This window comes from Veillonella parvula (assembly GCF_048309325.1).
Lineage (GTDB): Bacteria > Bacillota > Negativicutes > Veillonellales > Veillonellaceae > Veillonella > Veillonella parvula_T.
On record NZ_DBFBTX010000005.1, the window covers coordinates 650,550 to 676,109 of the forward strand.

26 protein-coding genes and 5 tRNA genes are annotated in these 25,560 nt (G+C 36.7%); 2 read left to right on the forward strand and 29 right to left on the reverse strand.

The features are described from left to right. Positions 1–6 precede the first annotated feature (6 nt). Positions 7–888 (reverse strand): YicC/YloC family endoribonuclease, encoded by an 882-nt coding sequence (locus tag ACMKPP_RS07875; RefSeq protein ID WP_418369584.1) that lies wholly within the window; start codon positions 886–888, stop codon positions 7–9. 127 nt (positions 889–1,015) lie between these two features. Here ACMKPP_RS07875 and ACMKPP_RS07880 point away from each other — a divergent pair, with 127 nt between their 5' ends. Beyond that, positions 1,016–2,731, forward strand: coding sequence for an Rqc2 family fibronectin-binding protein (locus ACMKPP_RS07880; RefSeq protein WP_205112393.1), 1,716 nt, complete (start codon positions 1,016–1,018; stop codon positions 2,729–2,731). 166 nt (positions 2,732–2,897) lie between these two features. Here the strand turns inward: ACMKPP_RS07880 and ACMKPP_RS07885 are convergent, their stop codons facing one another. The 13 genes from ACMKPP_RS07885 to ACMKPP_RS07945 form a co-directional block, all read right to left on the reverse strand. Continuing rightward, positions 2,898–3,365: a hypothetical protein gene (locus tag ACMKPP_RS07885; RefSeq protein ID WP_004693228.1), complete on the reverse strand. Its 468-nt coding sequence runs from the start codon at positions 3,363–3,365 to the stop codon at positions 2,898–2,900. Positions 3,366–3,376: 11 nt separating this feature from the next. Then, complete coding sequence (gene coaD, locus ACMKPP_RS07890) at positions 3,377–3,868, reverse strand: pantetheine-phosphate adenylyltransferase (RefSeq protein ID WP_004693226.1); 492 nt, start codon at positions 3,866–3,868, stop codon at positions 3,377–3,379. A 4-nt stretch (positions 3,869–3,872) separates the two neighbouring features. After that, entirely contained in the window at positions 3,873–4,424 is a 552-nt protein-coding gene (gene rsmD / locus ACMKPP_RS07895; protein ID WP_004693225.1) for a 16S rRNA (guanine(966)-N(2))-methyltransferase RsmD, read from the reverse strand. A gap of 67 nt (positions 4,425–4,491) precedes the next feature. Further along, complete coding sequence (locus tag ACMKPP_RS07900; protein WP_004693223.1) at positions 4,492–5,490, reverse strand: NAD(P)H-dependent glycerol-3-phosphate dehydrogenase; 999 nt, start codon at positions 5,488–5,490, stop codon at positions 4,492–4,494. A gap of 3 nt (positions 5,491–5,493) precedes the next feature. Further along, entirely contained in the window at positions 5,494–6,090 is a 597-nt protein-coding gene (gene plsY, locus ACMKPP_RS07905) for a glycerol-3-phosphate 1-O-acyltransferase PlsY (protein ID WP_004693220.1), read from the reverse strand. Beyond that, positions 6,090–7,424, reverse strand: coding sequence for a ribosome biogenesis GTPase Der (gene der / locus ACMKPP_RS07910; protein ID WP_004693218.1), 1,335 nt, complete (start codon positions 7,422–7,424; stop codon positions 6,090–6,092). The genes plsY and der overlap by 1 nt, the downstream gene beginning before the upstream one ends. 113 nt (positions 7,425–7,537) lie before the next feature. Beyond that, entirely contained in the window at positions 7,538–9,436 is a 1,899-nt protein-coding gene (locus ACMKPP_RS07915) for a bifunctional 4-hydroxy-3-methylbut-2-enyl diphosphate reductase/30S ribosomal protein S1 (RefSeq protein WP_004693217.1), read from the reverse strand. Further along, positions 9,427–10,047: a lysophospholipid acyltransferase family protein gene (locus ACMKPP_RS07920; RefSeq protein WP_004693215.1), complete on the reverse strand. Its 621-nt coding sequence runs from the start codon at positions 10,045–10,047 to the stop codon at positions 9,427–9,429. The genes ACMKPP_RS07915 and ACMKPP_RS07920 overlap by 10 nt, the downstream gene beginning before the upstream one ends. Next, entirely contained in the window at positions 10,040–10,723 is a 684-nt protein-coding gene (gene cmk, locus ACMKPP_RS07925; protein WP_004693214.1) for a (d)CMP kinase, read from the reverse strand. The genes ACMKPP_RS07920 and cmk overlap by 8 nt, the downstream gene beginning before the upstream one ends. A gap of 8 nt (positions 10,724–10,731) precedes the next feature. Further along, positions 10,732–11,979 (reverse strand): BaiN/RdsA family NAD(P)/FAD-dependent oxidoreductase, encoded by a 1,248-nt coding sequence (locus ACMKPP_RS07930; protein WP_418369585.1) that lies wholly within the window; start codon positions 11,977–11,979, stop codon positions 10,732–10,734. Next, the gene (locus ACMKPP_RS07935; RefSeq protein WP_004693208.1) at positions 11,976–12,704 is read right to left on the reverse strand and encodes a pseudouridine synthase; all 729 of its coding nucleotides are present in this window, start codon (positions 12,702–12,704) and stop codon (positions 11,976–11,978) included. Before ACMKPP_RS07935 ends, ACMKPP_RS07930 begins: the two co-directional genes overlap by 4 nt. Position 12,705: 1 nt before the next feature. Continuing rightward, entirely contained in the window at positions 12,706–13,215 is a 510-nt protein-coding gene (gene scpB / locus ACMKPP_RS07940; RefSeq protein WP_004693207.1) for an SMC-Scp complex subunit ScpB, read from the reverse strand. A 12-nt stretch (positions 13,216–13,227) separates the two neighbouring features. Further along, positions 13,228–13,953 carry a segregation and condensation protein A gene (locus ACMKPP_RS07945; protein ID WP_004693204.1) on the reverse strand — a complete coding sequence of 242 codons (726 nt, stop codon included), beginning with the start codon at positions 13,951–13,953 and terminating at the stop codon, positions 13,228–13,230. Positions 13,954–14,122: 169 nt separating this feature from the next. On the opposite strand from ACMKPP_RS07945, the gene ACMKPP_RS07950 reads away from it, so the two are divergent. Then, on the forward strand, positions 14,123–15,955 hold the full coding sequence (locus tag ACMKPP_RS07950) for a phosphoethanolamine transferase (RefSeq protein ID WP_418369586.1): 1,833 nt from the start codon (positions 14,123–14,125) through the stop codon (positions 15,953–15,955). Positions 15,956–16,049: 94 nt separating this feature from the next. On the opposite strand, the gene ACMKPP_RS07955 is transcribed toward ACMKPP_RS07950, so the two are convergent. From ACMKPP_RS07955 to ACMKPP_RS08025, 15 genes are all read right to left on the reverse strand, one after another. Continuing rightward, positions 16,050–16,505, reverse strand: coding sequence for a 2-thiouracil desulfurase family protein (locus ACMKPP_RS07955; protein WP_418369587.1), 456 nt, complete (start codon positions 16,503–16,505; stop codon positions 16,050–16,052). A 106-nt stretch (positions 16,506–16,611) separates the two neighbouring features. Then, positions 16,612–16,700 (reverse strand) — tRNA-Leu (locus ACMKPP_RS07960). 14 nt (positions 16,701–16,714) lie between these two features. Then, positions 16,715–16,789 (reverse strand) — tRNA-Cys (locus ACMKPP_RS07965). Between the two features lie 9 nt (positions 16,790–16,798). After that, positions 16,799–16,873 (reverse strand) — tRNA-Gly (locus ACMKPP_RS07970). Positions 16,874–16,880: 7 nt separating this feature from the next. After that, positions 16,881–16,956 (reverse strand) — tRNA-Phe (locus ACMKPP_RS07975). 5 nt (positions 16,957–16,961) lie between these two features. Then, positions 16,962–17,037, reverse strand: a tRNA-Asp gene (locus ACMKPP_RS07980). Positions 17,038–17,087: 50 nt separating this feature from the next. After that, positions 17,088–17,684, reverse strand: a complete 597-nt coding sequence (locus tag ACMKPP_RS07985; RefSeq protein ID WP_101928228.1) for an MBL fold metallo-hydrolase — start codon at positions 17,682–17,684, stop codon at positions 17,088–17,090. Between the two features lie 15 nt (positions 17,685–17,699). Then, positions 17,700–19,187, reverse strand: a complete 1,488-nt coding sequence (locus tag ACMKPP_RS07990; protein WP_123137975.1) for a TrkH family potassium uptake protein — start codon at positions 19,185–19,187, stop codon at positions 17,700–17,702. 12 nt (positions 19,188–19,199) lie between these two features. Further along, positions 19,200–20,540, reverse strand: a complete 1,341-nt coding sequence (gene trkA, locus ACMKPP_RS07995; protein ID WP_008600796.1) for a Trk system potassium transporter TrkA — start codon at positions 20,538–20,540, stop codon at positions 19,200–19,202. 5 nt (positions 20,541–20,545) lie between these two features. Next, positions 20,546–21,454 carry a CvfB family protein gene (locus ACMKPP_RS08000; RefSeq protein WP_039964931.1) on the reverse strand — a complete coding sequence of 303 codons (909 nt, stop codon included), beginning with the start codon at positions 21,452–21,454 and terminating at the stop codon, positions 20,546–20,548. 1 nt (position 21,455) lies between these two features. Next, a complete protein-coding gene (gene rsfS, locus ACMKPP_RS08005) occupies positions 21,456–21,818 on the reverse strand; it encodes a ribosome silencing factor (protein WP_039964929.1) in 363 nt (120 codons plus the stop codon). Between the two features lie 16 nt (positions 21,819–21,834). Further along, positions 21,835–22,956, reverse strand: coding sequence for an LCP family protein (locus ACMKPP_RS08010; protein ID WP_123137976.1), 1,122 nt, complete (start codon positions 22,954–22,956; stop codon positions 21,835–21,837). A gap of 11 nt (positions 22,957–22,967) precedes the next feature. Next, positions 22,968–23,537: a bis(5'-nucleosyl)-tetraphosphatase (symmetrical) YqeK gene (gene yqeK, locus ACMKPP_RS08015; RefSeq protein ID WP_123138064.1), complete on the reverse strand. Its 570-nt coding sequence runs from the start codon at positions 23,535–23,537 to the stop codon at positions 22,968–22,970. 3 nt (positions 23,538–23,540) lie between these two features. Continuing rightward, complete coding sequence (nadD, locus tag ACMKPP_RS08020) at positions 23,541–24,155, reverse strand: nicotinate-nucleotide adenylyltransferase (RefSeq protein WP_118091460.1); 615 nt, start codon at positions 24,153–24,155, stop codon at positions 23,541–23,543. A 139-nt stretch (positions 24,156–24,294) separates the two neighbouring features. After that, positions 24,295–25,554, reverse strand: coding sequence for a glutamate-5-semialdehyde dehydrogenase (locus ACMKPP_RS08025; protein WP_123137977.1), 1,260 nt, complete (start codon positions 25,552–25,554; stop codon positions 24,295–24,297). Positions 25,555–25,560: the final 6 nt, after the last annotated feature.

Sequence of the window (25,560 nt, forward strand, 5' to 3'; positions counted from 1 at the left end):
CTCCTATTACTCTACATTCTGTACTTGTTCTCTAATTTTCTCTAACTCACATTTAAGTTGAACCACAAACTCAGTAATAATCGAATCCATTGCTTTGGAGCCGATTGTATTTACCTCACGATTCATTTCTTGCAAAATAAAATCAATCTTACGACCGATTGAGTTTGTATCTGCAAGTGTATTTCTTAATTGTACCACATGAGAGGTAAATCGGACAATCTCTTCCGTAATATCCGTCTTATCAGCTAATAGAGCAATCTCTTGTATAAAACGATCCTCACTAATACTCGCTTCTAAAGAAACTAAATATTCCTGAATTTTAGTTTTTATGTGTTCGCGATATGCTTCTACAGCACCAGATTTATTAGTGTCAATTTTAGTAATGATCTTTTCAAGTGTATCGATACGATCTAATAAATCCTGCTTGATATGTTGACCTTCCGCAGTTCGCATTGCTATTAAAGCATCTAATGCTTGAGTCGTAGCTTCTTTCACAATATCTAATAGAACATCTTCTGCAATTGGTGTATCTTGTTGTTGAACCCATTCGGTAGAAATCGAATTTACAGCTTGTAAAGGTACCTTTTTTGAATCATCATAGAATTCTTCTTGTACCAACAACTCTTGTATTTGTTTTCTCAATACACTATTAATAGTAAAAGTTTTAGGTCGCTCCCCTGCATCTAAAATAGAAACTGATACCTCAACCTTACCACGAGTAATACGATCTTGTATCATTCCACGAATAGTACTTTCAAAAGGATTCATTTGTTTTGGACTACGAATAAACAGATCCAAGAAGCGAGCGTTTACGGACTTAATTTCTACCGTACAGGTAATGCCATCTTTGGTTGCTGTGCCAGAACCAAAACCGGTCATACTTTTCATAAATCATCCTCCTTAGTAGTTTTTATTATTGTACCACGAATTACACAATCCGTGTTTAAATACTAAGAATTATATGTACACTATGGTATACTAAACTATACTTCTAAATATATTTGAAAGGAGTACTATGAATTTAGACGGACTTACCATGTCTGTACTCGCTAAAGAATTAAACGAGCGACTACAAACAGGTCAAATACAAAAACTATATCAAATAGATAAAACTACATTATTATTTAAAGTTCGAGCACTTAACGAAGACCAAAACTTAATTATTACCGTAGGTGCCACACCAGCAATGTATCTTAGCCAACCACTTCAAGATCTACCAAAAGAACCAAGCTCACTTTGCATGTTCTTACGAAAGCATATTGAAGGTAGCCGCATCGTAAAGGTGGAACAAATCAACGGTGACCGTATCATGTGTATCCAAACGGATAAACTAGAAATGGACGGTTCTATTACGAGTACATATATTTATATTGAATTAATGGGCAAATATTCCAACTGTATCTTCGTACAAGACGGTATTATTTTAGAATCCTTAATTCACGTCTCCCCTCTCATGAACCGTGAACGTATTATTAGTCCAAAAATACAGTATGATTTACCACCTAATGCTAATCGCGTAAGTTTAATGGACTTTGATAATAATGAAATAAAAAATCTACTTACTTCCTTTGGTAATGGCTCTGTGCAGCAATCTATTCGAGCTATCTTTAACGGTTTTGGTAAACCTTTATTGGATGAGCTTTTATATATTTCCAAATTAAGTGGTGAAGAAATCATAACTGATTTAGATACTTCTCAACTAGATACACTTGCTAAAGCCTTGTACGACCTCAAGGTAAAACTCGAAAATAGCAAAGGTTTATTTACTTTAGTCAACGATAACAATAAAAAAGCTTACACAAGTATTTTATTACATAACTATAAGGTATTAAAAGAATATAACACTATTTCTGAAGCCTTAGAGGAATCTATTCATAATACAAAGGCAATTTATACAGCTGATAAAGAGTTAGAAAAAATCTTAACAGCAGCCATCAAAAAGGAAGAAGGTCGCCATCAAAAGATCAAAGATGAATTAGAAGATACTAAGAAAATGGAAACCTATAAATTATATGGTGATCTTCTAATGATAAATGCACACCTTCAAGTGCAATATGAGCCTTCTATTGAATTACAAAATCTTCTTTCCGAAGAAAATGAAATGTTAACGATTCCTTTAAAGCCAAACTTAACGATTGTGGAAAATGCACAATGGTATTATAAGCTTTATACAAAACTAAAAAATCGTATGGTTAGTGGCGAGTTCCAACTCAATGCTAGTACTACAAAACTAGCATACTTACAATCTATTCTGTACAGCATCTCTTTAGCCACAACTCGTGAAAGCTTAGAAGAAATACGCAAAGAATGCATGGATGCAGGTATCATAAAAAAATCAAAAAAACCACTATCTTACAAGCTTGGCAAATCTAACTACATTCACTTAACAATTGATGAAGGTGAAATATTCATCGGTCGTAACAATCAACAAAACGAATATTTAACACACCGATTTGCAAAGCCAACTGACATTTGGTTCCATACACAGGATATCCAAGGTTCGCACCTTATTTTAAGACTCAATGTTGAGCCAGACGATATGATTCTATCTAAAGTAGCTCAATATGCAGCCTACTTCAGTAAAGCTCGTGATACTAGTAAGGTCCCGGTAGATTATACATACATTAAAAATATCAAAAAGCCACCTGGATCTCCTTTGGGATTTGTTATTTTTAATACCCATCAAACTATGATTGTGGAGCCGAAAAAGCCAGAAAACTATAGAGAATGATAAAAGCGAAGGTATCCCTTCGCTTTTATTTTTGGTTTATTATTTCGCTCACATTATTTTTTACATATTGATCTGAAAATTGATATTACTTATCTTAAGTTTTCTATGGAATTTAAAATATAAAAAAAGAGGCTAGATATAATATGATATCTAGCCTTTGTTTAAACTATTGGTTTTCTTCTGTACGTTGTTCAGTTTGTTTCAAACTTTCACGATTTTGACGCAAGCTTTCCAATGTTTTTTCCAAGTTGTTTTCAACATATTTAAGAACATCACCAGCATATTGAATAGAACTAGCTTTCAACTCATCAGAGGATTGATTTGCTGCATTAATAATTTGATTCGCTTGTTCTTGAGCTTGTTTTACAAGTTCACTTTCAGCTGTCAATTTAGCAATGTAGTCTTTAGCTTGATCAATCAAAGTTTCAGCCTGACGTTGAGCATCAGCTAACACTTTATCTTTATCTGCTACAATACGACGAGATTCTTCAAGTTCCAAAGGTAAGGATTCCTGAATAGAATCAATAATACGCATAATTTCGTCTTCCTCAACCATACGTTTTGTAGTCATAGGAATACGGCTGCTAGATTCAATAAGAACCTCTAAATCTTCTAATAATTTTTCTGTTTTCATACAATTCACCCCTATTTATTATGGACCGTATTAAAGCGTTCTTCAAGTTTTTCCTTAACATCATCCGGAACAAGACCATCTAGCTTACCACCAAATTTAGCTAGTTCACGAATACCCGTGGAGCTGACAAAAGAGTATTTGTTATTTGTCATAATAAATACTGTTTCAATGTCATCATCCAAATATTTTGCAAATAATGCGCGCTGAAATTCATATTCAAAGTCGCTCAATGCACGTAATCCTCGAATAATAATAGTAGCATTCTTGGATTTAACATACTCATTGAGTAAGCCACCTGTACAATCAATTTCAACATTAGGAATATGTTTGACAGAATTTCGAATCATCTCAACCCGTTCTTCCATAGAAAATAAGGAATTTTTATTCGGATTTGAGCTGACAGCAATGATTAATTTATCAACCAATCGGCTGCCCCGTTCAAAAATATCAACATGTCCATTAGTAACTGGGTCAAAACTACCCGGACATACACCTATACGCACAGGTTTAGCTCCTTTCGGCTGTCTTTACAAAATAGGAAACCAACGTATAACCAAATTTCTGTTCTTTTATACATTCCCATGATTCTGGTAAGGTAAAAACCTCATCCTTATGATGTTCTAATAATAAAACACCTTCAGGTTTTAACAAATCATAGTTCACAACCAAATCTATGGTATCTTGTATAAATCCATTTTCATATGGCGGGTCAGAAAATATATAATCGAACTGTCGCCCTACTATATAATTTTTTAATTGTGAAAGTTTCCTCGGAATAATTTCTAACCGATCATCCACACGACAATGTTTAGCATTCTCTAAAATTAGTTTTCCCGTTTTAAAGTCCACTGCTACTGCATGTGCTGCACCACGACTTAAGGCTTCAATTGCTACTGCACCAGTGCCAGAAAATATATCTAGTATATCAGAACCAAATATACCTTTATTGGCTAATACATTAAATACACTTTCACGAACACGATCAAGTGTAGGCCTAGTATCTAATCCTTTAGGTGCTTTTATAGCATGTCCCTTAGCAGTTCCGCCAATAATTCGCATACAACCCTCACAAGATTATACTCATTAATTATAGTATATAAATAACCAAATTAAAAGTATCTTTTATTTATGATACTTCAATTTTAATATCACGCCCCATCAACTCAGCTAATGCTATGGATGGAGATTTTTTTTCGTATAAAACCTCATATAAAGCCTTCGTTATAGGCATTTCAATTTGATGTTTACAAGCCATTGTATAAATAATTTCTGTTGCGAAAAATCCTTCTACAACCATATTAGTATGATTAACAATAAAATCCATAGTCTTACCCTCGGCTAGTTTTTGACCAGCCGCACGGTTACGACCATGTGGGCTCATACAAGTAGCAATCAAATCCCCCATACCAGCAAGACCAGCATAGGTTTCTTTTTGGGCCCCTAAGGCCACCCCAAAGCGAGTCATCTCATGAAGACCACGTGTTAATAGTAAAGCCTTACAATTATCCCCTAAAGCTAAACCATCTGCAATACCAGCTGCAAGGGCAATGATGTTTTTCGTGGCTCCTGCTAGTTCAACACCAATCATATCAGTATTTGCATAAATTCTAAAATTTTGACTACATAATGCCTTTTGCAATGTTGTAGCTACCTCTAGGCTTTCAGTACTCAGCACAGATGCAGCAGGTAAGTTGCGACCAACCTCTTCTGCATGATTAGGTCCAGACAAAACCGCTAAATTACACCCTATGGTAGCAAGAACCTCTTTCATCACAGTCGTCAAAAGTTTGCCACTGGTTCGTTCTACACCTTTTGAACATAGAATATAGGCTTGATTTTTATGAGCATACGGTTTAATAGCCTCTAAACTGGTACGTACATGTACAGAAGGAGTAACCATTAATACCACTTCGGCATTACTAATACAGGCCTCTAAATCAGAACTATATTGTAATTCTTCTGGAAGTTTTACACCTGGTAAATAGTCTTTATTCTCTAAGTCTTTTGCAAGTTTATCTGCAAATTCTGGACGACGACAATATATAGTTGTAGTATTTCCAGCTAAAACGGATTTAATAGCAAGGGCCGTCCCCCAACTACCAGAGCCGATAACAACAACATTCATTCTTTAATCCTTTTTAATGCGCTCTACTTTTAACTCATTTCCAGCAAGTAGACGCTTAATATTATCCCAGTGACGTACAATGACAAACAAAGCTGCTAATCCGCCAAAGCCAACAAACCAGAAGGATTCTCCAGTGAAATACATCAGTACTGGTACTAATGCAGCGGCAATGATAGAGCCTAAAGATACAAGTTTAGTGAAGTATACGATAACACCCCATACCAAAAAGCAAATCAATGCTACTATTGGTGAAAGAGCAATAAGTACACCTAAACCCGTAGCAACGCCACGACCACCTTTAAAGCCCAAAAAAACAGACCAGTTATGCCCCATCATTCCAAGAATACCACCTAAGATCATAAACATAGGCCCATAGGGTGAGAGTAGCACTACTCCTGCTGCCCCTTTTAAAGCATCACATAGAAATACAGGTAAGGCTGCTTTAAGACCTATAACACGATATGTATTAGTAGCGCCAATATTTTTAGAGCCATATTGCCGTACATCTGTATTAAAGAAAAACTTACCTATAATTAATCCACTAGGAATCGAACCGATAAGATATGATAATACAGCATATACAATAATCAAAATATCCATTAGTCTTCATCATCCCGTTTCTTGCCACGTAATACTAAACGAATCGGTGTTCCTTCAAAACCAAAGGACTCACGCAATCGATTCTCTAAGAAACGCATATAAGAGAAGTGAATTAGCTCTGGTTCATTTACAAATAAAATGAATGTAGGCGGCTTAACACTAGCTTGCGTCATATAATAAATTTTTGGAATTCTACCATTGCGAGACGGCACAGGGTTTACAGTTTGTGCATCTTGTAATAATTGGTTTAACGTCCCCGTAGATACACGGCGATATTGTTGTTCAGATACGAACTTCAACATATCAGCTAATCGATGAATACGTTGCTTAGTTAAAGCCGAAGCAAACAGGATAGGTGCAAACTGCAAGAAACCTAATTCATCATAAATATCTTCAGTAAAACGCAATGTAGTTTTATCATCTTTTTCAACAAGATCCCATTTATTAACAACAATGACTACGCCTTTACCCGCTTCGTAAGCGTAACCTGCAATTTTTTTATCTTGTTCTGTAACACCATCTTGAGCATCTAGTACAAGAACTACAATATCAGCACGATCTACTGATCGCAAAGAACGAACAATACTATATCGTTCAACAGCTTCTTCGATTTTAGACTTACGACGCATACCTGCTGTATCAATAAGTACAAACTTTTGATTCTCATGAGTCCAATACGTATCAATAGAGTCTCGAGTAGTACCTGCTACATCAGATACAATTACACGATCTTGTCCTAACAATGCGTTAGTCAAAGAAGATTTACCCACATTTGGACGACCTATAATAGCAACATGAATAGTATCTTCATCATCTACATTAGTACCTACTGGAGGAAAATGTTTTACAGTATCATCCAATAGATCACCTAAATTCATAAGATTTTTAGCGGAAATACCAATGGGGTCCCCCAAACCAAGATTGTAAAATTCATAAATATTCGGTTCTTGATTTACACTATCAATCTTATTAACTACGAGTACAACAGGTTTTCCACTAGCTCTAAGAATATTTGCGACCTCTTCATCAGCAGGTACAATACCTTGTTTACCATCAACGACAAATAGAATTACATCTGCTTCTTCAATTGCTAATTCCGCTTGTAGTCGCATCATCTTAGGAATAACATGACTATTTTCAGTAATGAACTCGATACCACCAGTATCGATCATTGTAAACTCACGATTTAACCACTCTGCATCGAAGTAAATACGGTCCCTTGTTACCCCCGGAATATCTTCAACGATAGAGATACGTTTATTAACAATGGCATTAAAAAGTGTAGATTTACCTACATTTGGACGGCCTACAACAGCCACTAATGGTTTTGCCATAGTTTCACCTCATTATCTAATCTAATACATTACTATATTTTATCATATTCTAAGTAAAGTACGCAAAAAGGCTAACCAAGGAAACCTTGGCTAGCCTTTTATTAGACAATGAATTATTCAGCGTCTTCTGCAGTTTCTTTTGATTCCATCAACTCAGTCAAAGCCAAACCCAATTTCTTTTCATCTTTGTTAAGAGAAATGATTTTAACTTCAACTTCTTGACCACGGTTCAAGTAATCTTCAACTTTCGCATTACGTTGTTTTGTAATTTGGGAAATGTGAAGTAAACCTTGGATGTCGTCATTAACAGCTACGAATGCACCGTAAGCTACTAAACGAACAACTTTGCCGTTAATAACATCGCCAACATGCAATGTTTCTTCAGCAACGTCCCATGGGCTCTTAGATAAAGCTTTTAAGGACAAGGATAATTTATTGCTTTCAGCGTCGAAGGATTGTAATTTAACTTCGATTTCTTGGCCAACGGAAAGAACATCTTCCACTTTTTTGATTTTTTGCCAAGAAATATCGGAAATGTGAAGTAAACCTTCAATACCGCCGATATCTACGAATGCACCATAAGGCATGATTTTACGAACGATACCTTTATAGTTTTCGCCAACGTTGATATTTTTCAATGCTTCAGCTAATTTAGCTTGACGTTCCACTTCCAATACTGCACGACGAGAAAGAACCAAACGGTTTTTCTTTTCATCGATTTCAAGTACTTTAGCTTCAAATTCTGTACCAACCAAGTTGTCCAAGGATTTCACGAAATGAACATCACCTTGGGACAATGGAATGAAACCACGAAGGGATTTAACTGTTACTACTAAACCTGCTGGGATAGCATCAATACCTTTACATACGATAGCTTCATCTTTTTCTTGTGCTTCGATAACATATTGCCAATCTTCATCTTTAGCCAAGCGAGTCATGGAAAGATAAATAGGATTATCTTCTTTGATGTGATTCATGATAACTGCTTTAATTTCATCACCATTTTTTAACACATCTTTGGCAGATTCTGGTGCTGGATAAGAAATTTCAGTTCTGTTCAAAATGGCTTCAGTTTTGTAGCCAAAAGATACATAAGCTCGTTCATCTTCGACTTGAACTACTGTACCTTCTACAACGTTCCCTTTCTTAAATTCTTCTTGACCTTCGGCTGCTAATAATTCTGCAAAATCTTTCATTGTCTCAATGACCTCCTTAATAATCCAGTCGGGAGTCGATGCTCCTGCTGTTACTCCTACCGTCTGTACTCGGTTAAACCATTCCAGTTGTAATTCAGTAGAAGTTTCAATGTGATACGTTGTACATCCAACGTCACGACAAACCTCTGCCAATCGGTTTGTGTTGCCGCTGTTCTTACCGCCTATCACTATCATAAGATCTACATTACGTGCTAAATCAACGGCAGAATTCTGTCGTTCTTGCGTTGCATTGCATATCGTTTTGAAAACCTTAAGATTCTTAGATTTTTTCTCTAATATGTCTATTATACTGTTAAATTTGAATTGTGAAAAGGTTGTTTGTACAACAACACCCATTTTTTCCACAACTTGTAGTTTTTGGGCGGATTCTTCATCTTCGATGATTATTCCCTCGTTATTTGCCCATAAATTAATGCTTTTGACCTCAGGATGGTTTTTTTCGCCCAAAATCACCAAAGTCATACCTTCATCTATAACAGACTTTGCATCTTGCTGTGCTTTTTTTACATGTGGACATGTGGCATCCACAACATGTAATCCTTTTTCTTCTGCCTCTTCGTAAATAGCAGGTCCTACACCATGAGAGCGAATAATCATTGTGCCTTCAGCGATATCAGACACTTCTTGAACAGGGCTTACCCCTTTGTCTTCAAGACGACCTACAACTTGAGGATTATGAATAATAGGACCTAATGTATAGCTTTTACCATCGTTATTTGCAGCTTCATTTGCCATTTCAACAGCCCGTTTTACACCATAGCAAAAACCATGGTTTTCAGCCAAAATTATTTCCATAAAGTCTCCTCTATACAATTGTTATGATAAGAATCTATCATTCGTTGGATTTCACTTTTAACACTATCATTTACTTTTTGAATCGCTTCTGGAGTCGCTTTAGCTTTTTCAACTGGAATCGGTTTACCAATAATACAAGCCACTTTATTACGTTCCATATTGTGAGAGCCAATGATAGCAACAGGCACTATGCTAACACCTGTTCTAAGAGCAATTGATGCTGCACCATCATGGAATTTACCAAGTTTACCACTTTTTTGACGATTTCCTTCTGCAAATATGCCTAAAACCTTATTGTCTTTAAGTAGTCCCATGGCATGACGAATAGCAACTTTATCAATAGCACCGCGATTTAACGGAAATGCACCAAGCCATGTACAAAAAAAACGTGAAATGGGATTCACAAATAATTCTTGTTTAGCCATAAAGTGTACATGTCTAGGCAAAGCATAGCCACAGATAGGGGGATCGTTATTACTTAAATGATTAGGCACCACGATAACGGGTCCTTCCATTGGAAAATTATCGCGACCATATACTTTCAACCCATACCCTACCTTATAGCGAAGCCAAAAAGCGGTACGCCATAACCAGGTAGAAAATTTATTCATGATTGATTGTCTCCTGTACTAAATTCAATATATATGCCACAGTTTCATCGAAATTCATATTACTAGAGTCTACAACCACTGCATCTTCAACGCATACAAGTGGAGACTCTTCACGATTTTTATCCATTTCATCACGACTAACAACATTCTTTTTAATTTCGTCTAGTGTTTGCTCGTTTGATGTACCTTGTACTTCAAGCCATCTACGTTTTGCCCGTGCATCTACAGAAGCGGTTAAATAAATTTTTAGCTCTGCATTAGGTAATACGACAGAACCGATATCACGTCCATCTAATATAACTCCACCAACGGCGGCCATCTCTTGTTGGCGTTCTACCAAATATTGTCGAACCCCTTTATAAGAAGCTATAGTCGATACATTATCATTAATTTGCTGCTGGCGAATTAATGATGTAACATCTTTCCCTTTAATATAGACCTTGCATGCTGTTGCAGTAGGCTCTAAAGTCAAATTTAAAGAAGGTAATAAAGCTTCTACAGCAGCTTGATCCTTAACATCGATTTGACTATCAAGAACTGCCCATGTAACACCGCGATACATGGAACCTGTATCGATATATAAATACCCTAATTCATTGGCCACTACTTTAGAAATGCTACTTTTACCAGCCCCAGCAGGACCATCAATAGCAATGGCAATTTTTTTAGTGTTCATAATAACCTCTATTCTTCATCACCGTGTACGGCATGCATAGCCGCCACATAGCCTGTGGAAAAGGCAGCTTGTAAATTATAGCCTCCTGTAAAAGCATCTATGTCTAGTACTTCACCAGCACCATATAAACCGCCAATCAATTTAGACTCCATAGTTTTAGGATTAAATTCTTTTAAGGAAATACCACCAGCTGTTACAATAGCCTCCGCTACTGGTCGTAATTCCTTAACTGTTAATGTCATATGTTGCAACACATGACATAAGCGCAAACGCTCTTCCTTTGTAATTTGATTAATTGGTTTAGTAGAATCTAGCTCAGCAAGCTTTATAACAATTGGAATAAGATTCACCGGTAATAAATCCTTCATACCATTAGCCAATTGTTTTTTTGAGTATAAATCAAAGTCCTTTTGCAAGCGCTTGTTCAATACTTCTGCAGTCAAGGCAGGCTTAAGATTAATTTCAATAGTAATTTGAGGATTCTTCTTCCGAAGCAACTTACCTACCGTGTGACTTAACGATAGAATTGTAGGCCCCGTAAGACCAAAATGGGTAAACATCATCTCCCCAAATTGTTTAGCTTGCACCTTATTTTTAGAAACTACAGAAACCTCAACATTACGAAGACTAAGCCCCATAATTTCCTTTACCCACGTTTCGTTTGTAACGATAGGAACCAAGGATGGACGAATATCAGTAATAGTATGTCCCACTTTTTCGGCTAAAACGTAACCATCACCAGTAGAGCCTGTCAATGGATAAGATGCACCACCAGTACAAATAATAGCAGCATCACAAGCATATTGTTCCTTATCCGTTGTAACACCAACTACACGATTTTCCTGTACAGTAATCGATGTAACAGGTTCATTTAAATGAACTTGAACATTATACTTTTTTAGGATTTTCATAAAGATATTGCGAACTTCTAATGCAGAATCGGATTCAGGAAACACTCGTCCCCCACGTTCTACTTTAGTTTTTAACCCACAACTATGCAAAAGGTCCAGAAGATCTTCATTACTAAAGCGTTCATAGGCACCGTACAAGAACTTACCATTACCAGGCGTATTTTTTATAAATTCGGTCATATCTGCACTATTCGTAATATTACAGCGACCTTTACCGGTAATGCCCATTTTCTTGCCAACCATATTCATTTTTTCCAATAAGATGACGCGTGCTCCTTCACGGCCTGCTATAACAGCTGCCATTAGACCTGCCGCACCACCGCCAATGACTATGATTTGCTTCATGCCTTATCTGTCCCCAATGCTTTTAGCGCTTTTACTTCACGAATTGTTAGTTGACGAGAAGCGCCTCGTTTCACACCACCTAAAGTAAGACCAGCATACGCAATACGTTTTAAATTATGAATACGATAGCCAAAGTGTTCAAACATACGACGAACTTGACGATTACGACCTTCATGAATTGTAATTTCTACTTCATGTACACCATTATGATCATCAAAACCTAAATCTACAATTGTTGCAGGTGCAGTTATACCATCTTCAAGCTCTACACCATTTGCAATAATTTGTAAATCATCATCGCGAACACGACCTTTGATACGAACTTCATAAGTCTTTTCAATGCCTTTAGATGGATGTGTTAGATTTTGTGCCAACTCTCCATCATTCGTAAGCAGTAACAAACCTTCTGTATATAAATCGAGACGACCAATAGGGTAAATTCTTTTCGTTTCATTTTTTATATAATCTAAAACTGTTTCTCGACCTTGAGGGTCAGACACAGATGTAATGACACCCTTTGGTTTATTTAACAAATAATATACTGGTTTCTCTTGAGCCAATAATTGGCCATTAACCTTAACCTTATCTTTTTGTGGATTAATTTTGACCCCTAATTCGGTTACCTTGCGACCATTGACCTGTACTTTACCTTCTGTAATTAGTTCTTCTGCCTTACGCCGTGATGCAATACCACAACTGGCAATATATTTTTGTAATCGTTCCATGCTATCCTTCTGTTTCCGAAACTTCTTGATGTAAGGCTTCTATCGATTCTACACCAGCACTTCTCAAAAATTCATCAGTCGTGCCATATAGAATCGGTCTACCTACAGTATCCTTATGACCTAATTCAGCTATAAGAGATCGAGTTAATAATTGTTTTATAATTTTATCGCTATTTACACCGCGCACCTCTTCGATTTCAGCCTTTGTAATAGGCTGCTTATAGGCGATAACAGCTAATGTTTCCATAGCCGCATTAGATAATTTATCTTCTCTTTTACGAATATGCCCAACATAATCAGCACATTCAACAGCGCTTACTAATTCAACACCAGCTCCAGATATACGTATTCGAATACCTCGATTCTGTTCTTCTAGTTCTCGTTGTAATTCTTCTATATATTTTTGTGTCGCCTCTGTGGAAAGCCCAAACACTTCTGCTAACATATCTATCGATATAGGCTTTGCCGATGAAAACAAAACGGCTTCTAAATGCATCGTTGGTAAGCTCATATGGCCCCCTTTCTACACGGCCCTCTCTAAGGTAGCAGTGAATATAATATCATCATCTTCATAGCGCATTTCCATAACTTGTTGTTTTAATAATTCTAAAACAGCCATAAAGATAGTTACCATACCACTTTTCGTTTCAATTGCTACTAATAACTCCCTAAAATATAGACATTCGCCACGATGTATACGACTAGACAAGGATATAATCATGTCCTCTAAACTATACGTATCCTTTTCAACCTTTACCTCACGAATTGTCTCTTCTTCTGGTAACTCTTTAGCCCGTTTTATAGTTTGATAAAAAATTTGATATAACTGTGAAAGTTCCAAATTATATACACTATCTAATCCAAGCACACTCGTTTCTTCAGGACGACTAAATATATTCGCAGATACAGCGGTACGCTCCATTAATAGAGATGTAATATCCTTAATTTTCTTAAATTCTACTAATTTTGCTACCAACTCGTCACGTGGATCCTCTGCTTCATCAGGCTCAGGTTCAGCCTTAGGTAATAACATGCGTGATTTAATCTGTAATAAGGTAGATGCCATAACAAGAAATTCACTACTATAATGAATATCAAAATGGTTCCAATTGTCTAGATATGCCAAGTATTGACTCGTTATTTCAACGATAGGAATATCGGTAATTTCTATTTTATGTTTTTCAATGAGATGCAAGAGCAGATCAAGGGGACCTTCAAAAACGTCCAACTTGTAGTTATAATCTCCCATAAAACCCAATCCTCAGAAAAAATGTTTTTAACTATATAATTATAAAGCATTTATAGTAGTACTTTCAAATAATTGTTTTTTTTACACTCATCTGCTATCTTTATTATTGTAATTATTTTATATTAAAAAAAGATACGTTATTGTGTATTCCTTTTAGAGAGGATTTATTATGTCATCGAGTGTGAGACAAATTGGGCGAAATCCAATTTTTCGCTTTGGTATTATAGGTATTGTTTTATATATCATCTTATTTTTAATTTATGAGCCCATAACCTTAGGGCTTGATGTAGAGGATATTACGATTTTAGCTGTACCAACAATTGTAGGTACCTTTTTATTTCAATATTTTATGGGGTGTACCGTTTTCCACAGGCCTTTTTTAGGGTATGGCCTAGTCGGAATCTTACGGGCACTTACCTTTCCTCTTTTATTCCATTGGTCCTATGTGAAGCCATTATACTTCTATGAATTTGCTAATGATTTTTTATTTGGCTTATTAATTTTCATGGGATTATCAGGCATTCAGTTTTTACTGAACCAAACAAATCGCTTCCATAAAACAACATCCTTAATCATGGCTATCATTTCCATGATCTTGAGCTTAATACCATTCTTACAAATTGGCTATTACATGACTACTTGGCATTGCTTAACGCCAGCCAGTCTGCTAGCCGTATATATGACCAATCCAGAAGAAGCATTTGGTTTTTTAAAGAATGCAGCTGGAATACCTGGTCTTATAGCAATAAGTATTGGTCTTATCTTATGGACTTATTTATTGTACTGGTCTAACTTAGGGATGAAAGCAGTAGTAAACTTAAATACTACACGCCCTATGCGCTCAGCTATGCTTATCGCATCCCTTGTAGCTTTTTTAGTATATGTACCATTCTTCTTGTTCCCACAAACCTGTATTGTGGCGAACTGGATTGCTGCAGGCGATTATGTAAAACAAATGCAACAATATAATGATAATCACCACTTAGTATTTGATTCCTTTAATTTAGACACAAAGGAAACAGCGGTGAACAAAACACCTGGTACTATTATTCTAGTCATTGGAGAATCTAGTTCTCGAGATTATATGAAAGTATATAATCCAAACTTCCCATATGACGATACTCCATGGCAAGGCAATATGCGTTCGGACAATAAAGACTTTGTCTTCTTTGATAATGCCTATTCATCGTACGTACAAACAGTACCAACCTTGGAGCGTGCACTATCTGAACGAAATCAATATGATGATAAACCATTTCTTGATTCAGCCAATATCTTAGATATTGCTAAAAAAGCGGGATACACGACTTCTTGGTTTAGCAATCAAGGTGTATTCGGTGAATATGATACAGCTATTTCATTAATGGCTAAAACTGCAGACACAACAAAATGGGCCCATGAATCTTATGCATTCTCAGATCGATATGATGAAGCTCTATTGCCATTATTAGAAACTGTAGATCCTACCAAAAACAACTTTATCGTTATACATATTATGGGTAGTCATATTTATTACAATGACCGTTACCCTCATGAATTTAGCAAGTGGAAACAAGGTCCGTATCCTGATGGTCAAGAAGCATATGCTAACAGCCAATTATACACAGACTGGTTATTACAACAAATTTACAATTATGGCAAAGACAAATTAAACTTACAAGCCATGGTGTATTTCTCCGATCACGGTGAAAGTTTAGACAAATCGCATAACCCTGATACATTTGATTTTGTTATGACACATATTCCATTCTGGGTATACCTATCTCCACAATATCGCTCAACCTATCCACAGACTGCTGAGGTACTTGCAAAACACGAGCATCAATTCTTTACTAATGATTTGCTATACGATACATTAGTTGGTCTCATGCATGCTCCAAGTCAACGATATGATGCAACACGAGATTTTAGTAATGCTCAATATCGATTTAATCTACATAACTTAACTACATTACTTGGTGAACAACCATTAGCAAATGATCCTGTTAATGCAAACAAGTAGTCTTTAATTAATATTGTAGCCATTATTTTTCTATTATATTGAGTTATTTTACCAGTAAAATAACTTGATATAATCAAAAAGAGATGAGTTAAACTCATCTCTTTTTTTTTGCAAGTAAAAGCTCTATATCATTTTCAGTATAAATTGTTATATTCTTTTCAAGTAGAGCCTCTACAGTACATCCATGGCCATTTTTCATTGTTCTAGTAAAAGTTCCATCATAAATGCACTTATATCCACAGCTAGGACTTTTCGCCTTCATCAAAGCTTGCTTGCAACCATATTTTAGTGCAATATCAACTGTTAATTGAGCACCTCTTACAAACTCATCTGTAACATCAGCTCCATTAACAGTACATATACGTTTACCTTGACGCTCCGCAGGATCACGAGGCGTACTAAGTCCCCCTAACACTTCCGGACATACTGGTACTAATTCATAATATTCCTTTAGAGCCTCTATCGTTTCTATATAATTGTCTTTGCCATCATATCGACAGGGTACACCAAATAGGCATTCACTAATCAATAACTTAGGTTTCTTATTCATAGATTTATCTATCTCTTATATATTTATACGTAACTTATAGTAATAATTTTCACAAATCGTTTTAATTGTATATAAGAAAAAAGACTAACCCAAAGTTAGTCTTAATTGGTGCCGAGGACCGGAATCGAACCGGTACGGTTGTTTCCAACCGACGGATTTTAAGTCCGTTGCGTCTGCCTGTTCCGCCACCCCGGCATGGGTAACGATTGTGGAGGCGGCACCCAGAATCGAACTGGGGAATAAAGGTTTTGCAGACCTCTGCCTTACCGCTTGGCTATGCCGCCATATAAAATTGGAGCGGGAAACGAGATTCGAACTCGCGACCCCCGCCTTGGCAAGGCGGTGCTCTACCGCTGAGCTATTCCCGCATATAAATGGTGCCTCAGGACAGAATCGAACTGTCGACACACGGATTTTCAGTCCGTTGCTCTACCAACTGAGCTACCGAGGCATAAATGGCGACCCCGATCAGATTTGAACTGACGATCTTCGCCGTGACAGGGCGACATGTTAACCGCTACACCACGGGGCCGTAACCAAAGTACTTGCTTAGTATATCGGTTATCAGGACTTTTGTCAACACTATACTACAATATTTTTAATAAATTCTTCCTCATGTTTTAATATAGTAGATTCCCTATGTCCAGGCTCAACAATTAACTCCTTAGACAAAGTTAAAAGATGATTCAAACTCTTAATCAAATCAGCTGGATTACTGTTATAATTATCTGTATTTCCCACATTTTGTTTAAATAAAGTATCACCAGTAAATAGATGGCCTTCAATTTCTAAACAAACCGATCCAGCACTATGCCCAGGTGTATGATGAACTATTATATTAAAAGGATCTAACTGTAATTGCCCCTCTACTAAATCATTACAATGTGTATACATTTTTTTCTTATATACACTTGGTCTCCGTCGAATTAACTGTAACAATTCTTGATCTAAAGGATGTAAATAAGCGGGAATATTATAATGTGTACACACTTCATCCAAGGCTGACACATGATCACAATGACCATGTGTCAATAAAACTGCTATGGGTTGAGAATCTGCAACCATATCAATAATGTGGTTACAATGAAAACCCGGATCAATGATTATAGATTTTCCCTCTTTGATAAGCACATAACAATTTGCTTTATAAAGCCCTAGAGGACGTTTTATAACTTCCATATAGTTCCCGCCCTCCTATAGAATACGATATCGTTTAGGAACCTCTTTTTTAATAAAATACCCTTCCCAAAACTGAGGGTGAAGCATAACTAAAATCGTAAATAACTCCAAACGACCTAGTAACATGTCTACAATAGCAATACATTTAGCAGTATCCGGCATAACATTAAAGGAATCAGTAGGACCAAAGCCACCAAACCCTAGTCCTACATTGCTAAGAAAGGCCGTGACCACTTGCATAGAATCATATGTATTAAGACCAGTACAAGTCATTAGAAAAACAGATACCACATAAATCATTAAATATAAAAATAAAAATTGATGTGTCATCTGGATCCATTTAGTAGGCATCGGTTTGCCATTAATACGTACTACTTGAACCATATCAGGATGAATTGATTTTCGCAAATAAATTATAGAACTCTTAATCAAAATAATAAGTCGTATAATTTTTACACCGCCCGTTGTAGAACCACTACAACCACCAAAAAATGTACAAATAAATAACATCATCTGTGCTGCAGCAGGCCACAAATCATAATCACTAATAGCAAAACCACTACCAGTTTGAAGCGAAACTAAATTAAAGGCAGCATTTCTAACAATCTCTAAAGGACTAGAATAGCTAGATTGTAATGCTAGAGATATTGATACAATGGCAATACCAATAAACACTACAAGCCAGTACATACGTGTTTCAAAATCATTAATTAAAACGTGAATTCCTTTTTGAAGTGCATTGTAATACACAGAGAAATTGCCACCAGCAAGAAACATAAAGAATATAAATACTAAACAAATATAATTACTTTGTTCATAGATAAAAGCCCCTGCTGATGTCGGTGCAAATCCACCCGTGGCAATAATAGAAAAGGCATAGTTTAACGCATCAAAAGGTTCAATGCCTCCAGCCCACAGCATAAGAAAGCAAAGAGCAGTAAAGGCAATATACAACTGCCAAAGCTTTGTAGCCATTGATTGAATACGCGGCATTACAACACCAGGCTTTGGTACAGATGCCTCTGCATTAAAGAAATGTGCTGCATCTGCTCCTAAATTCTTTAAAAATGATAAGATAAGGACGATGATCCCCATCCCTCCAACCCAGTGCATAAGGCCACGCCACAATACAAATGTGTTTGGTAACGTATCAACACTATAAATAATAGTTGCACCAGTTGCAGTAATACCCGAAGTGGCTTCAAATAAAGCATCAAAAACATTAGTCAATATGCCACTCCCCAAAAAAGGTAAAGCCCCCAAAATAACCGTGAATATCCAAGTAGAGGATACAACTAAGAACCCATCACGAATACTAAAGCTTTGACTTTCACAACCGTAATAAGATAAAAGCGTCCCCAAAACTAAAGAAAGGCTTGTGGTTATAAGGAATGACCAATATGCAGTTTCAAATACAACACTGTATATAAAAGGGATTAAAGTAAAAATCCCAAATATATAGAGTAGTCGACCCACTAAGGACATAACGATTTGAATTCGCATAGCCCCTCCTTACTAAGTAAGATATTTAAGCAATTTGCTTACCGATTCAGGTAATGTAAAGAGAACGATATGATCACCATCTAAAATTTGAGTATTACCACGAGGTACGATAGCTTCATTTTCCCGTAAAATTACACCTACTAAGGCCTTCCCAGGTAAACGAATATCTTTCAATTGTTTACCTGCTACAGGTGATTCATTGGTAATTTCAATTTCGATAGATTCGGCTTTACCACCTTCAAAGGTGGAAATAGATACAACCCCTTCTCCACTTCGTACAAAGCGCAAAATTTGACTTGCAGTTAATAAACGTGGAGAAAATACTACATCAATACCTACTTGCTCCATCAGCATAATATATTCTGGCCGTCCCACACGAACAACGGTTTTAGGGATGCCCATATGCTTCCCTACAAGTGCTACAAGTAAATTAAGTTTATCATCATCTGTTAGAGCAATAATTACATCGCTATCAGCAATTTCCTCAGCTTCGAGCAAATCAAAATCAGTACCATCCCCATTGATAACCATGGCTTTATCCACTTGATTTGCCAGTTTCTCACAACGGTCAAAGTCTTTTTCAATAACCTTCACAGAAAAACCAGCTTTTTCTAATAATACAGTTAAGTTACGACCTAAGAGACCTGCCCCAATGATTACAGCCCTTTTATAGAATGTATTATAATTATGGAACCAAAGTTTCTCCACTTCAGAAACGGACTCTTTCAAACCTAGGAAAAATACACTATCATCAGCCTGTAAGCGACTTTCACCATGCGGAATAATCATTTCACCATAGCGCAAAATACCAACTAATAGAACACCTTCAGGAAAGCGAATTTCTTTTAGTGGCTGTTCTAATAGAGGAAATTCATTATTCAATTTGAATTCCATAAGGCGCACAGCACCTTGACCGAACTCCTCAACATCTATAGCTGATGGTGTTTCTAAAATTTGTAGTAACTCTTGAGCTGTAACCATTTCAGGATTGATGAAAAGATCAACACCTAATTGAGCTCGTATCTCCTCATCCATATGTTCCGCCACACTATTATCACGAACACGTGCAATAGTTGTAGGCACACCTTTTATTTTAGCTACCGAACAGGATAGCATATTAACCTCATCTGAATCAGTAACAGCAATAAACATACCAACATCAGACATATCGATTTCATTCAATAATTGAACATCACTGCCATTTCCTAAAACTAGGCTAACATCTAATGTATTTTCAAGATTATGAATGCGTTCTGGTGAGCGATCGATAACATATACATCATGATCGTCTTGAATAAGACGTTGTGCTAATGAATAACCAACCTTACCAGCGCCTACAATGACAATTTTCATCGTCTTTATTCCTCATCTTGGGACTCATCACTAACAAGAGGTGTCCATTGGCGACCTATGTCGGTAAGCAATGTCCAACCATCCTCCTGAACAATTTTTTTCTCTTTCATTAAATGCCCTAAGGCACGTTTGAACGCAGCCTTACTAATATTGAACTTATCTTTAATCAACATCGCTGAAGACTCATCACTATATGGCATCTTTCCACCGCGATTTAAAAGATATTCCATAATAATATCACCATCTGAAACAAGAGCTTTTTCCTTTGTAGGGCGCATAGATACATTGACACGACCATCATCGCGTTTGAAAGTAATACGACCTTCAATCATTTCCCCTACTTTTAACTTTCTCGTCATTTCAGAACGATGTAAAAAGGCAATCCAACGCTCAGGAGTGATAAAAAATGCCCCCTCACTCGTTAAGTTATAGATAGCACCTTTTACAAGTTGACCAACCGTAGCTTCAGTAGCAGCTTTAGAGGCACGACGCATTTCATCATCTACATCCATGGAGACCGCAAAACGGCCAGATTTATCTGTATAAAGACGAACCCACACCTTTTCCCCTACCTGAGGGCGACCACGCATCTCCGCATGAGGCATAAAGATACCACGTTCTGTGCCAACCTCAACGAAGCAACCAAAATTTGTCGTATTGATGACCTCAACATAACCAATTTGGCCAACCTTCATAGCTGGTAAACGCATAGAAGCAGTTAAACGCCCCTTTGGATCGCGATATAAAAATACTTCTACCGCATCTCCTATAGTAACTGGTGAAGTTTGTTGATCTTTATGAAGCAAAATATCATCATTTGTATTGCCTGTTTGACCATCTAGAAAAGCACCTTGGTCACTAGTACGCAATACTTTCAATGTGGCAATTGTATTTTCCAACAATTCTGTAGCCATATTATACTCCTTCAAATGGAACTCGACCAGCGTCATTCCACAATTCTTCTAAACCGTAGAATTCACGCAATTCATCACCACCAAAGACATGACAAATTATATCGCCAAAATCCAATAAGATCCATTCACCTTCACGATAACCTTCTCTATGCTGTACGGTTATACCTAATTCGGCTGCTTTATCTTCCATTTCATCAGCAATGCTTTGAGATTGCTTACTATTATTTGCACTGGCAATCAAAAAATAATCACCTAACATTGAAATACCTTCTAAATCAAGAATTTCAATATCTCTGCCCTTTTTATCAAATGCAGCTTGTGCAAGTTCTAATACGATTTGTTTAATATCTTCTTTCTTTTTCATTATATTGCCTCTTATCTTATCGCTTACTACCGCTCTCCTCACCTGGTTCTGTGGGCTTTGTAATAGTGCCCCCATTATGTTCCGATTCAGGTGCAACTTTCGACATACTATTTGTTGGTGCAGATATAAATTGCGTCATTTCATTAGCTGGTAAATTACCCATTGTAATACCCACTAAACGCTGAGCTTCCGTAGGGTTTACCTTCCAATAAGTCGTTTCACCTATAAGCTCTTTTTCACCAGGAAGAATATAGAAGTGGATCTCTTCCTTATTAATTTTGCTCGCATTATATACCAGTTTAATAGCATCTAAAGTGGAGATATTACTATCAAAATGCTCCCAAATACGCCAAATATGCCATGCATTTGTTATAAAAAATGCATTATGCTCTTGTTCCACCCACAACTTTAAGAATCGCTCTTGTCGTTGCACACGAGTAAAGGTATCGTGTTTAGGATCAGAATATCGTAAATATGCTAAGGCATTATTACTATCTAATGTTTGATAACCACGTCGTAAATCAATATCCTTATTGCCTTCTGCATCAACATGTTCCATCGGTTGCTCTACATAAATTTGTTGATTCCCTAACACATCATTAGTTTTCTTGAAAGCATCTTGATTAACTACCACGTAGTATGGTATTGAAATATGGAACATATCCTCAATAACAGCTTTAGTAAGTTCAATGCCTCCTTTTTCATAAATACTATTTAACATAGTCGCATCGGTTTGATCACGATTATCGATTTTACTATTACTTGGAATGCCGATAACGTCCATCGTTTTTTGATCAAGGTTTACAGATAATAGGAATAGACTATCACCTTGACTAGGATTATTGTCATCAGTGCCGATAACCAAAATATATAAAGGTTTATCTAAGCCTTTTTGCTCTACTGATACAGTATTTGCGTCCTGTTTATTTTCACTATCTATCACGGCTTCAGTAGCTTCAGTAGTTCCGACAATTGCTCTATATGCATAAGATACACCACTATATATGCCATACCCTATCCCACCGAGCAAAGTAAAAACTACAACAATAGCCAGAATAACTCTGGGCCACTTCACAGATGACTTTTGTTGACGTCTTTTTCTACGTCGGCGAGCTCTTGCTCGTTCACGTTCGTCCATATAAAACTCCATTATTTACAAGATTTTAATACATCATTACGACCAAGAATGGTCAAAGGATAAATAGAAAGATGTTGCTCAATAAGGTGATTAATAGTATTGTCAAAACCAAGCAATACAGCCTTATTTAGATCTTTTTTAGCTACCGTTCGAAGTTCATCAACACCTGGGAAATCACGATTGGGTTCAATATAATCTGCTAAGAATATAACTTTATCTAATGTAGACATTCCCACCTTACCAGTTGTATGAACACGAATAGCTTCTAAAATTTCTGAATCGGTTATAGAAAACTCAAGTTTAGCTCGAATCATACCTGCTAATCCATGTAAAAGATTACCATTGGCTAATAATTCTTCATCAGCTTTGTAATTATTCTCCTTCACCAAATCTTGCATCTCTTTCAAAGGCATTTCTTTAGCACAATCATGCAGTAATGCCGCTAATCGTGCTTTTTCTACATCAACATTATAAAGTTTAGCCAACTGAGTTGCAGATTCAACAACACCCAGGGTATGCTTAAAACGTTTTTTTCCCATCCATTGACTTACCCTTTGTTGTATTTCATCAAACGATAACATCATTTATTCCTTCCCATATATATGGTTTTCTTCTATATAATCCACTACACATTTAGGCAACATATAACGAACTGTCTTTCCAGACCGTAAGCGCTCTCGTAAATACGTAGCAGACAATTTCATTTCAGGCACTTCCATAACATGTATTTTTTCCCGTGCTTTAGCTCCTAATTCATCCAAAGTAGAATCAATAGCACTCGATCCATCTGGTCTAGTAGCTCCAATAAAATGAACCTCATCTATCAGTTCATCTATAAATTTCCAAGTCGGTAATGCACGAATAGTATCAGTCCCTGCAATAAAGTAAAATTCAACAGTAGGACCATATAGTTTTTTAAAATATTGAATCGTATCAACGGTATACGAAGGGCCCTCTCGACGCATCTCTACATCAGAAATTTCAAAATTGGGATTATCCAAAACTGCGGCCGCTGTCATAGCATAGCGATGATGACTATCAATCACATCATGTTGCTTATGTGGTGGAATACGAGCAGGTACAAAGATAACCTTTTCTAAATTAAAGCTCTCACAAGCCACTTCTGCAATCATGAGATGACCTAAATGAATGGGATTAAATGTTCCACCAATTATACCTATGCGACGTTTATCTACCATAATACGGTCACTCCCTTAATGACAATGACACAAATAATGATGAATAAGAGCAATGCCTTTCCATAGGATATCCATTCATATCGGCCCTTAGGTGTTTGAAGATATCTGAAGTATGCCCTTATAAAATAATATAGTTTCTTCACGTCCGTACTTGGCCTTCCCCAAATACAAAATATTTATAAGATGTTAAAGCTTGTAAACCCATAGGACCTCGAGCATGAAGCTTTTGTGTACTAATACCGATTTCAGCACCAAAACCAAATTCAAAGCCATCTGTAAAGCGGGTAGATGCATTATGATACACCGTAGAACAATCTACTAAATTCATAAATATCTTGGCTCGCATAGGCTCATCTGTGATAATAGCCTCAGAGTGATGTGTAGTATACCGATTCACATGTTCAATAGCTTCTTCAAGATTTTCAACGATACGCACATTTAAGTCCATATCATTGTATTCTGTGTTGAAAGAATCCTCTTCTAGAGGAATTGTGTTTTCCATATATTGAGCTACAGCTTCATCTCCGTGAATGCGAACACCGTATTCTTGTAGTGCTGTATCAAGACGTGGTAAAAAATCAGAAGCCACAGCATGATGAACTAGTAAGGTTTCCATAGAGTTACATACAGATGGACGTTGAACTTTAGCATTGACTGCAATTTCTAAAGCCATCTCTAAATCAGCAAATTCATCAACAAAGGTATGACATACACCGCTGCCAGTTTCAATAACAGGAATGCTACTATCTTCTACAACACGACGAATAAGTCCAGCACCCCCACGTGGAATGATTACATCAATATATTCCCGTTGTTGTAAAAGTACTCCAACCAGATCTCGATCAAGCACCTCAACGAGTTGAATAGAGTCACCATTAATACCTAACGACTCTAAGGTATCCCGCATGATAGACACGATGATTTGATTCGTGTGAAATGCCTCCTTACCACCTCGTAAAATTGTAGCATTTGCTGTCTTTAAACAAAGAACACCTGCATCTATGGTTACATTTGGACGGGCTTCAAAGATGATACCAATAACACCAAAAGGTACTGATCGCTTTTCAATAATCAAACCATTAGGCCGAGTGATTGTTTCTATAATGGAACCTACAGGACTTTCAAGAGCAGCCACTTGACGCACCCCTTCTGCCATTTGAGCAATGCGACTAGGTGTCAAAGTCAATCGATCTATCATAGTTCGAGGTAAATTATAATCAACAGATTTTTCTAGGTCTAACTCATTAGCCGCCATAATTTCATCTGTTTGTGCTTCTACAGCATCAGCAATTGCTAACAATGCAGAATCTAAAGTTTCTTGGTCGAGTTGGGCTAATTCAAAAGATGCCGTTTTAGCTCTCTGGCCCATATCTTTACAAATTTTTTCATACTGGTTCATAGGATT

What these genes read in the sequence shown, in the direction of transcription:
- ACMKPP_RS07945 (WP_004693204.1), bottom strand. Translation starts at nt 13,953, where the DNA reads ATGGGAGATTATAACTACAAGTTGGACGTTTTTGAAGGTCCCCTTGAT.
- ACMKPP_RS07990 (WP_123137975.1), bottom strand. Translation starts at nt 19,187, where the DNA reads ATGCGAATTCAAATCGTTATGTCCTTAGTGGGTCGACTACTCTATATA.
- cmk (WP_004693214.1), bottom strand. Translation starts at nt 10,723, where the DNA reads ATGAACACTAAAAAAATTGCCATTGCTATTGATGGTCCTGCTGGGGCT.
- ACMKPP_RS07885 (WP_004693228.1), bottom strand. Translation starts at nt 3,365, where the DNA reads ATGAAAACAGAAAAATTATTAGAAGATTTAGAGGTTCTTATTGAATCT.
- ACMKPP_RS07920 (WP_004693215.1), bottom strand. Translation starts at nt 10,047, where the DNA reads ATGAATAAATTTTCTACCTGGTTATGGCGTACCGCTTTTTGGCTTCGC.
- plsY (WP_004693220.1), bottom strand. Translation starts at nt 6,090, where the DNA reads ATGGATATTTTGATTATTGTATATGCTGTATTATCATATCTTATCGGT.
- rsfS (WP_039964929.1), bottom strand. Translation starts at nt 21,818, where the DNA reads ATGAAAAAGAAAGAAGATATTAAACAAATCGTATTAGAACTTGCACAA.
- ACMKPP_RS08025 (WP_123137977.1), bottom strand. Translation starts at nt 25,554, where the DNA reads ATGAACCAGTATGAAAAAATTTGTAAAGATATGGGCCAGAGAGCTAAA.
- rsmD (WP_004693225.1), bottom strand. Translation starts at nt 4,424, where the DNA reads ATGCGAATTATTGGCGGAACTGCTAAGGGACATGCTATAAAAGCACCT.
- ACMKPP_RS07955 (WP_418369587.1), bottom strand. Translation starts at nt 16,505, where the DNA reads ATGAATAAGAAACCTAAGTTATTGATTAGTGAATGCCTATTTGGTGTA.
- ACMKPP_RS08010 (WP_123137976.1), bottom strand. Translation starts at nt 22,956, where the DNA reads ATGGACGAACGTGAACGAGCAAGAGCTCGCCGACGTAGAAAAAGACGT.
- ACMKPP_RS07900 (WP_004693223.1), bottom strand. Translation starts at nt 5,490, where the DNA reads ATGAATGTTGTTGTTATCGGCTCTGGTAGTTGGGGGACGGCCCTTGCT.
- ACMKPP_RS07935 (WP_004693208.1), bottom strand. Translation starts at nt 12,704, where the DNA reads ATGGAACGATTACAAAAATATATTGCCAGTTGTGGTATTGCATCACGG.
- ACMKPP_RS07950 (WP_418369586.1), top strand. Translation starts at nt 14,123, where the DNA reads ATGTCATCGAGTGTGAGACAAATTGGGCGAAATCCAATTTTTCGCTTT.
- ACMKPP_RS07880 (WP_205112393.1), top strand. Translation starts at nt 1,016, where the DNA reads ATGAATTTAGACGGACTTACCATGTCTGTACTCGCTAAAGAATTAAAC.
- ACMKPP_RS07875 (WP_418369584.1), bottom strand. Translation starts at nt 888, where the DNA reads ATGAAAAGTATGACCGGTTTTGGTTCTGGCACAGCAACCAAAGATGGC.
- ACMKPP_RS07930 (WP_418369585.1), bottom strand. Translation starts at nt 11,979, where the DNA reads ATGAAGCAAATCATAGTCATTGGCGGTGGTGCGGCAGGTCTAATGGCA.
- scpB (WP_004693207.1), bottom strand. Translation starts at nt 13,215, where the DNA reads ATGAGCTTACCAACGATGCATTTAGAAGCCGTTTTGTTTTCATCGGCA.
- trkA (WP_008600796.1), bottom strand. Translation starts at nt 20,540, where the DNA reads ATGAAAATTGTCATTGTAGGCGCTGGTAAGGTTGGTTATTCATTAGCA.
- ACMKPP_RS08000 (WP_039964931.1), bottom strand. Translation starts at nt 21,454, where the DNA reads ATGGCTACAGAATTGTTGGAAAATACAATTGCCACATTGAAAGTATTG.
- der (WP_004693218.1), bottom strand. Translation starts at nt 7,424, where the DNA reads ATGGCAAAACCATTAGTGGCTGTTGTAGGCCGTCCAAATGTAGGTAAA.
- ACMKPP_RS07985 (WP_101928228.1), bottom strand. Translation starts at nt 17,684, where the DNA reads ATGGAAGTTATAAAACGTCCTCTAGGGCTTTATAAAGCAAATTGTTAT.
- yqeK (WP_123138064.1), bottom strand. Translation starts at nt 23,537, where the DNA reads ATGTTATCGTTTGATGAAATACAACAAAGGGTAAGTCAATGGATGGGA.
- nadD (WP_118091460.1), bottom strand. Translation starts at nt 24,155, where the DNA reads ATGGTAGATAAACGTCGCATAGGTATAATTGGTGGAACATTTAATCCC.
- ACMKPP_RS07915 (WP_004693217.1), bottom strand. Translation starts at nt 9,436, where the DNA reads ATGGAAATAATTTTGGCTGAAAACCATGGTTTTTGCTATGGTGTAAAA.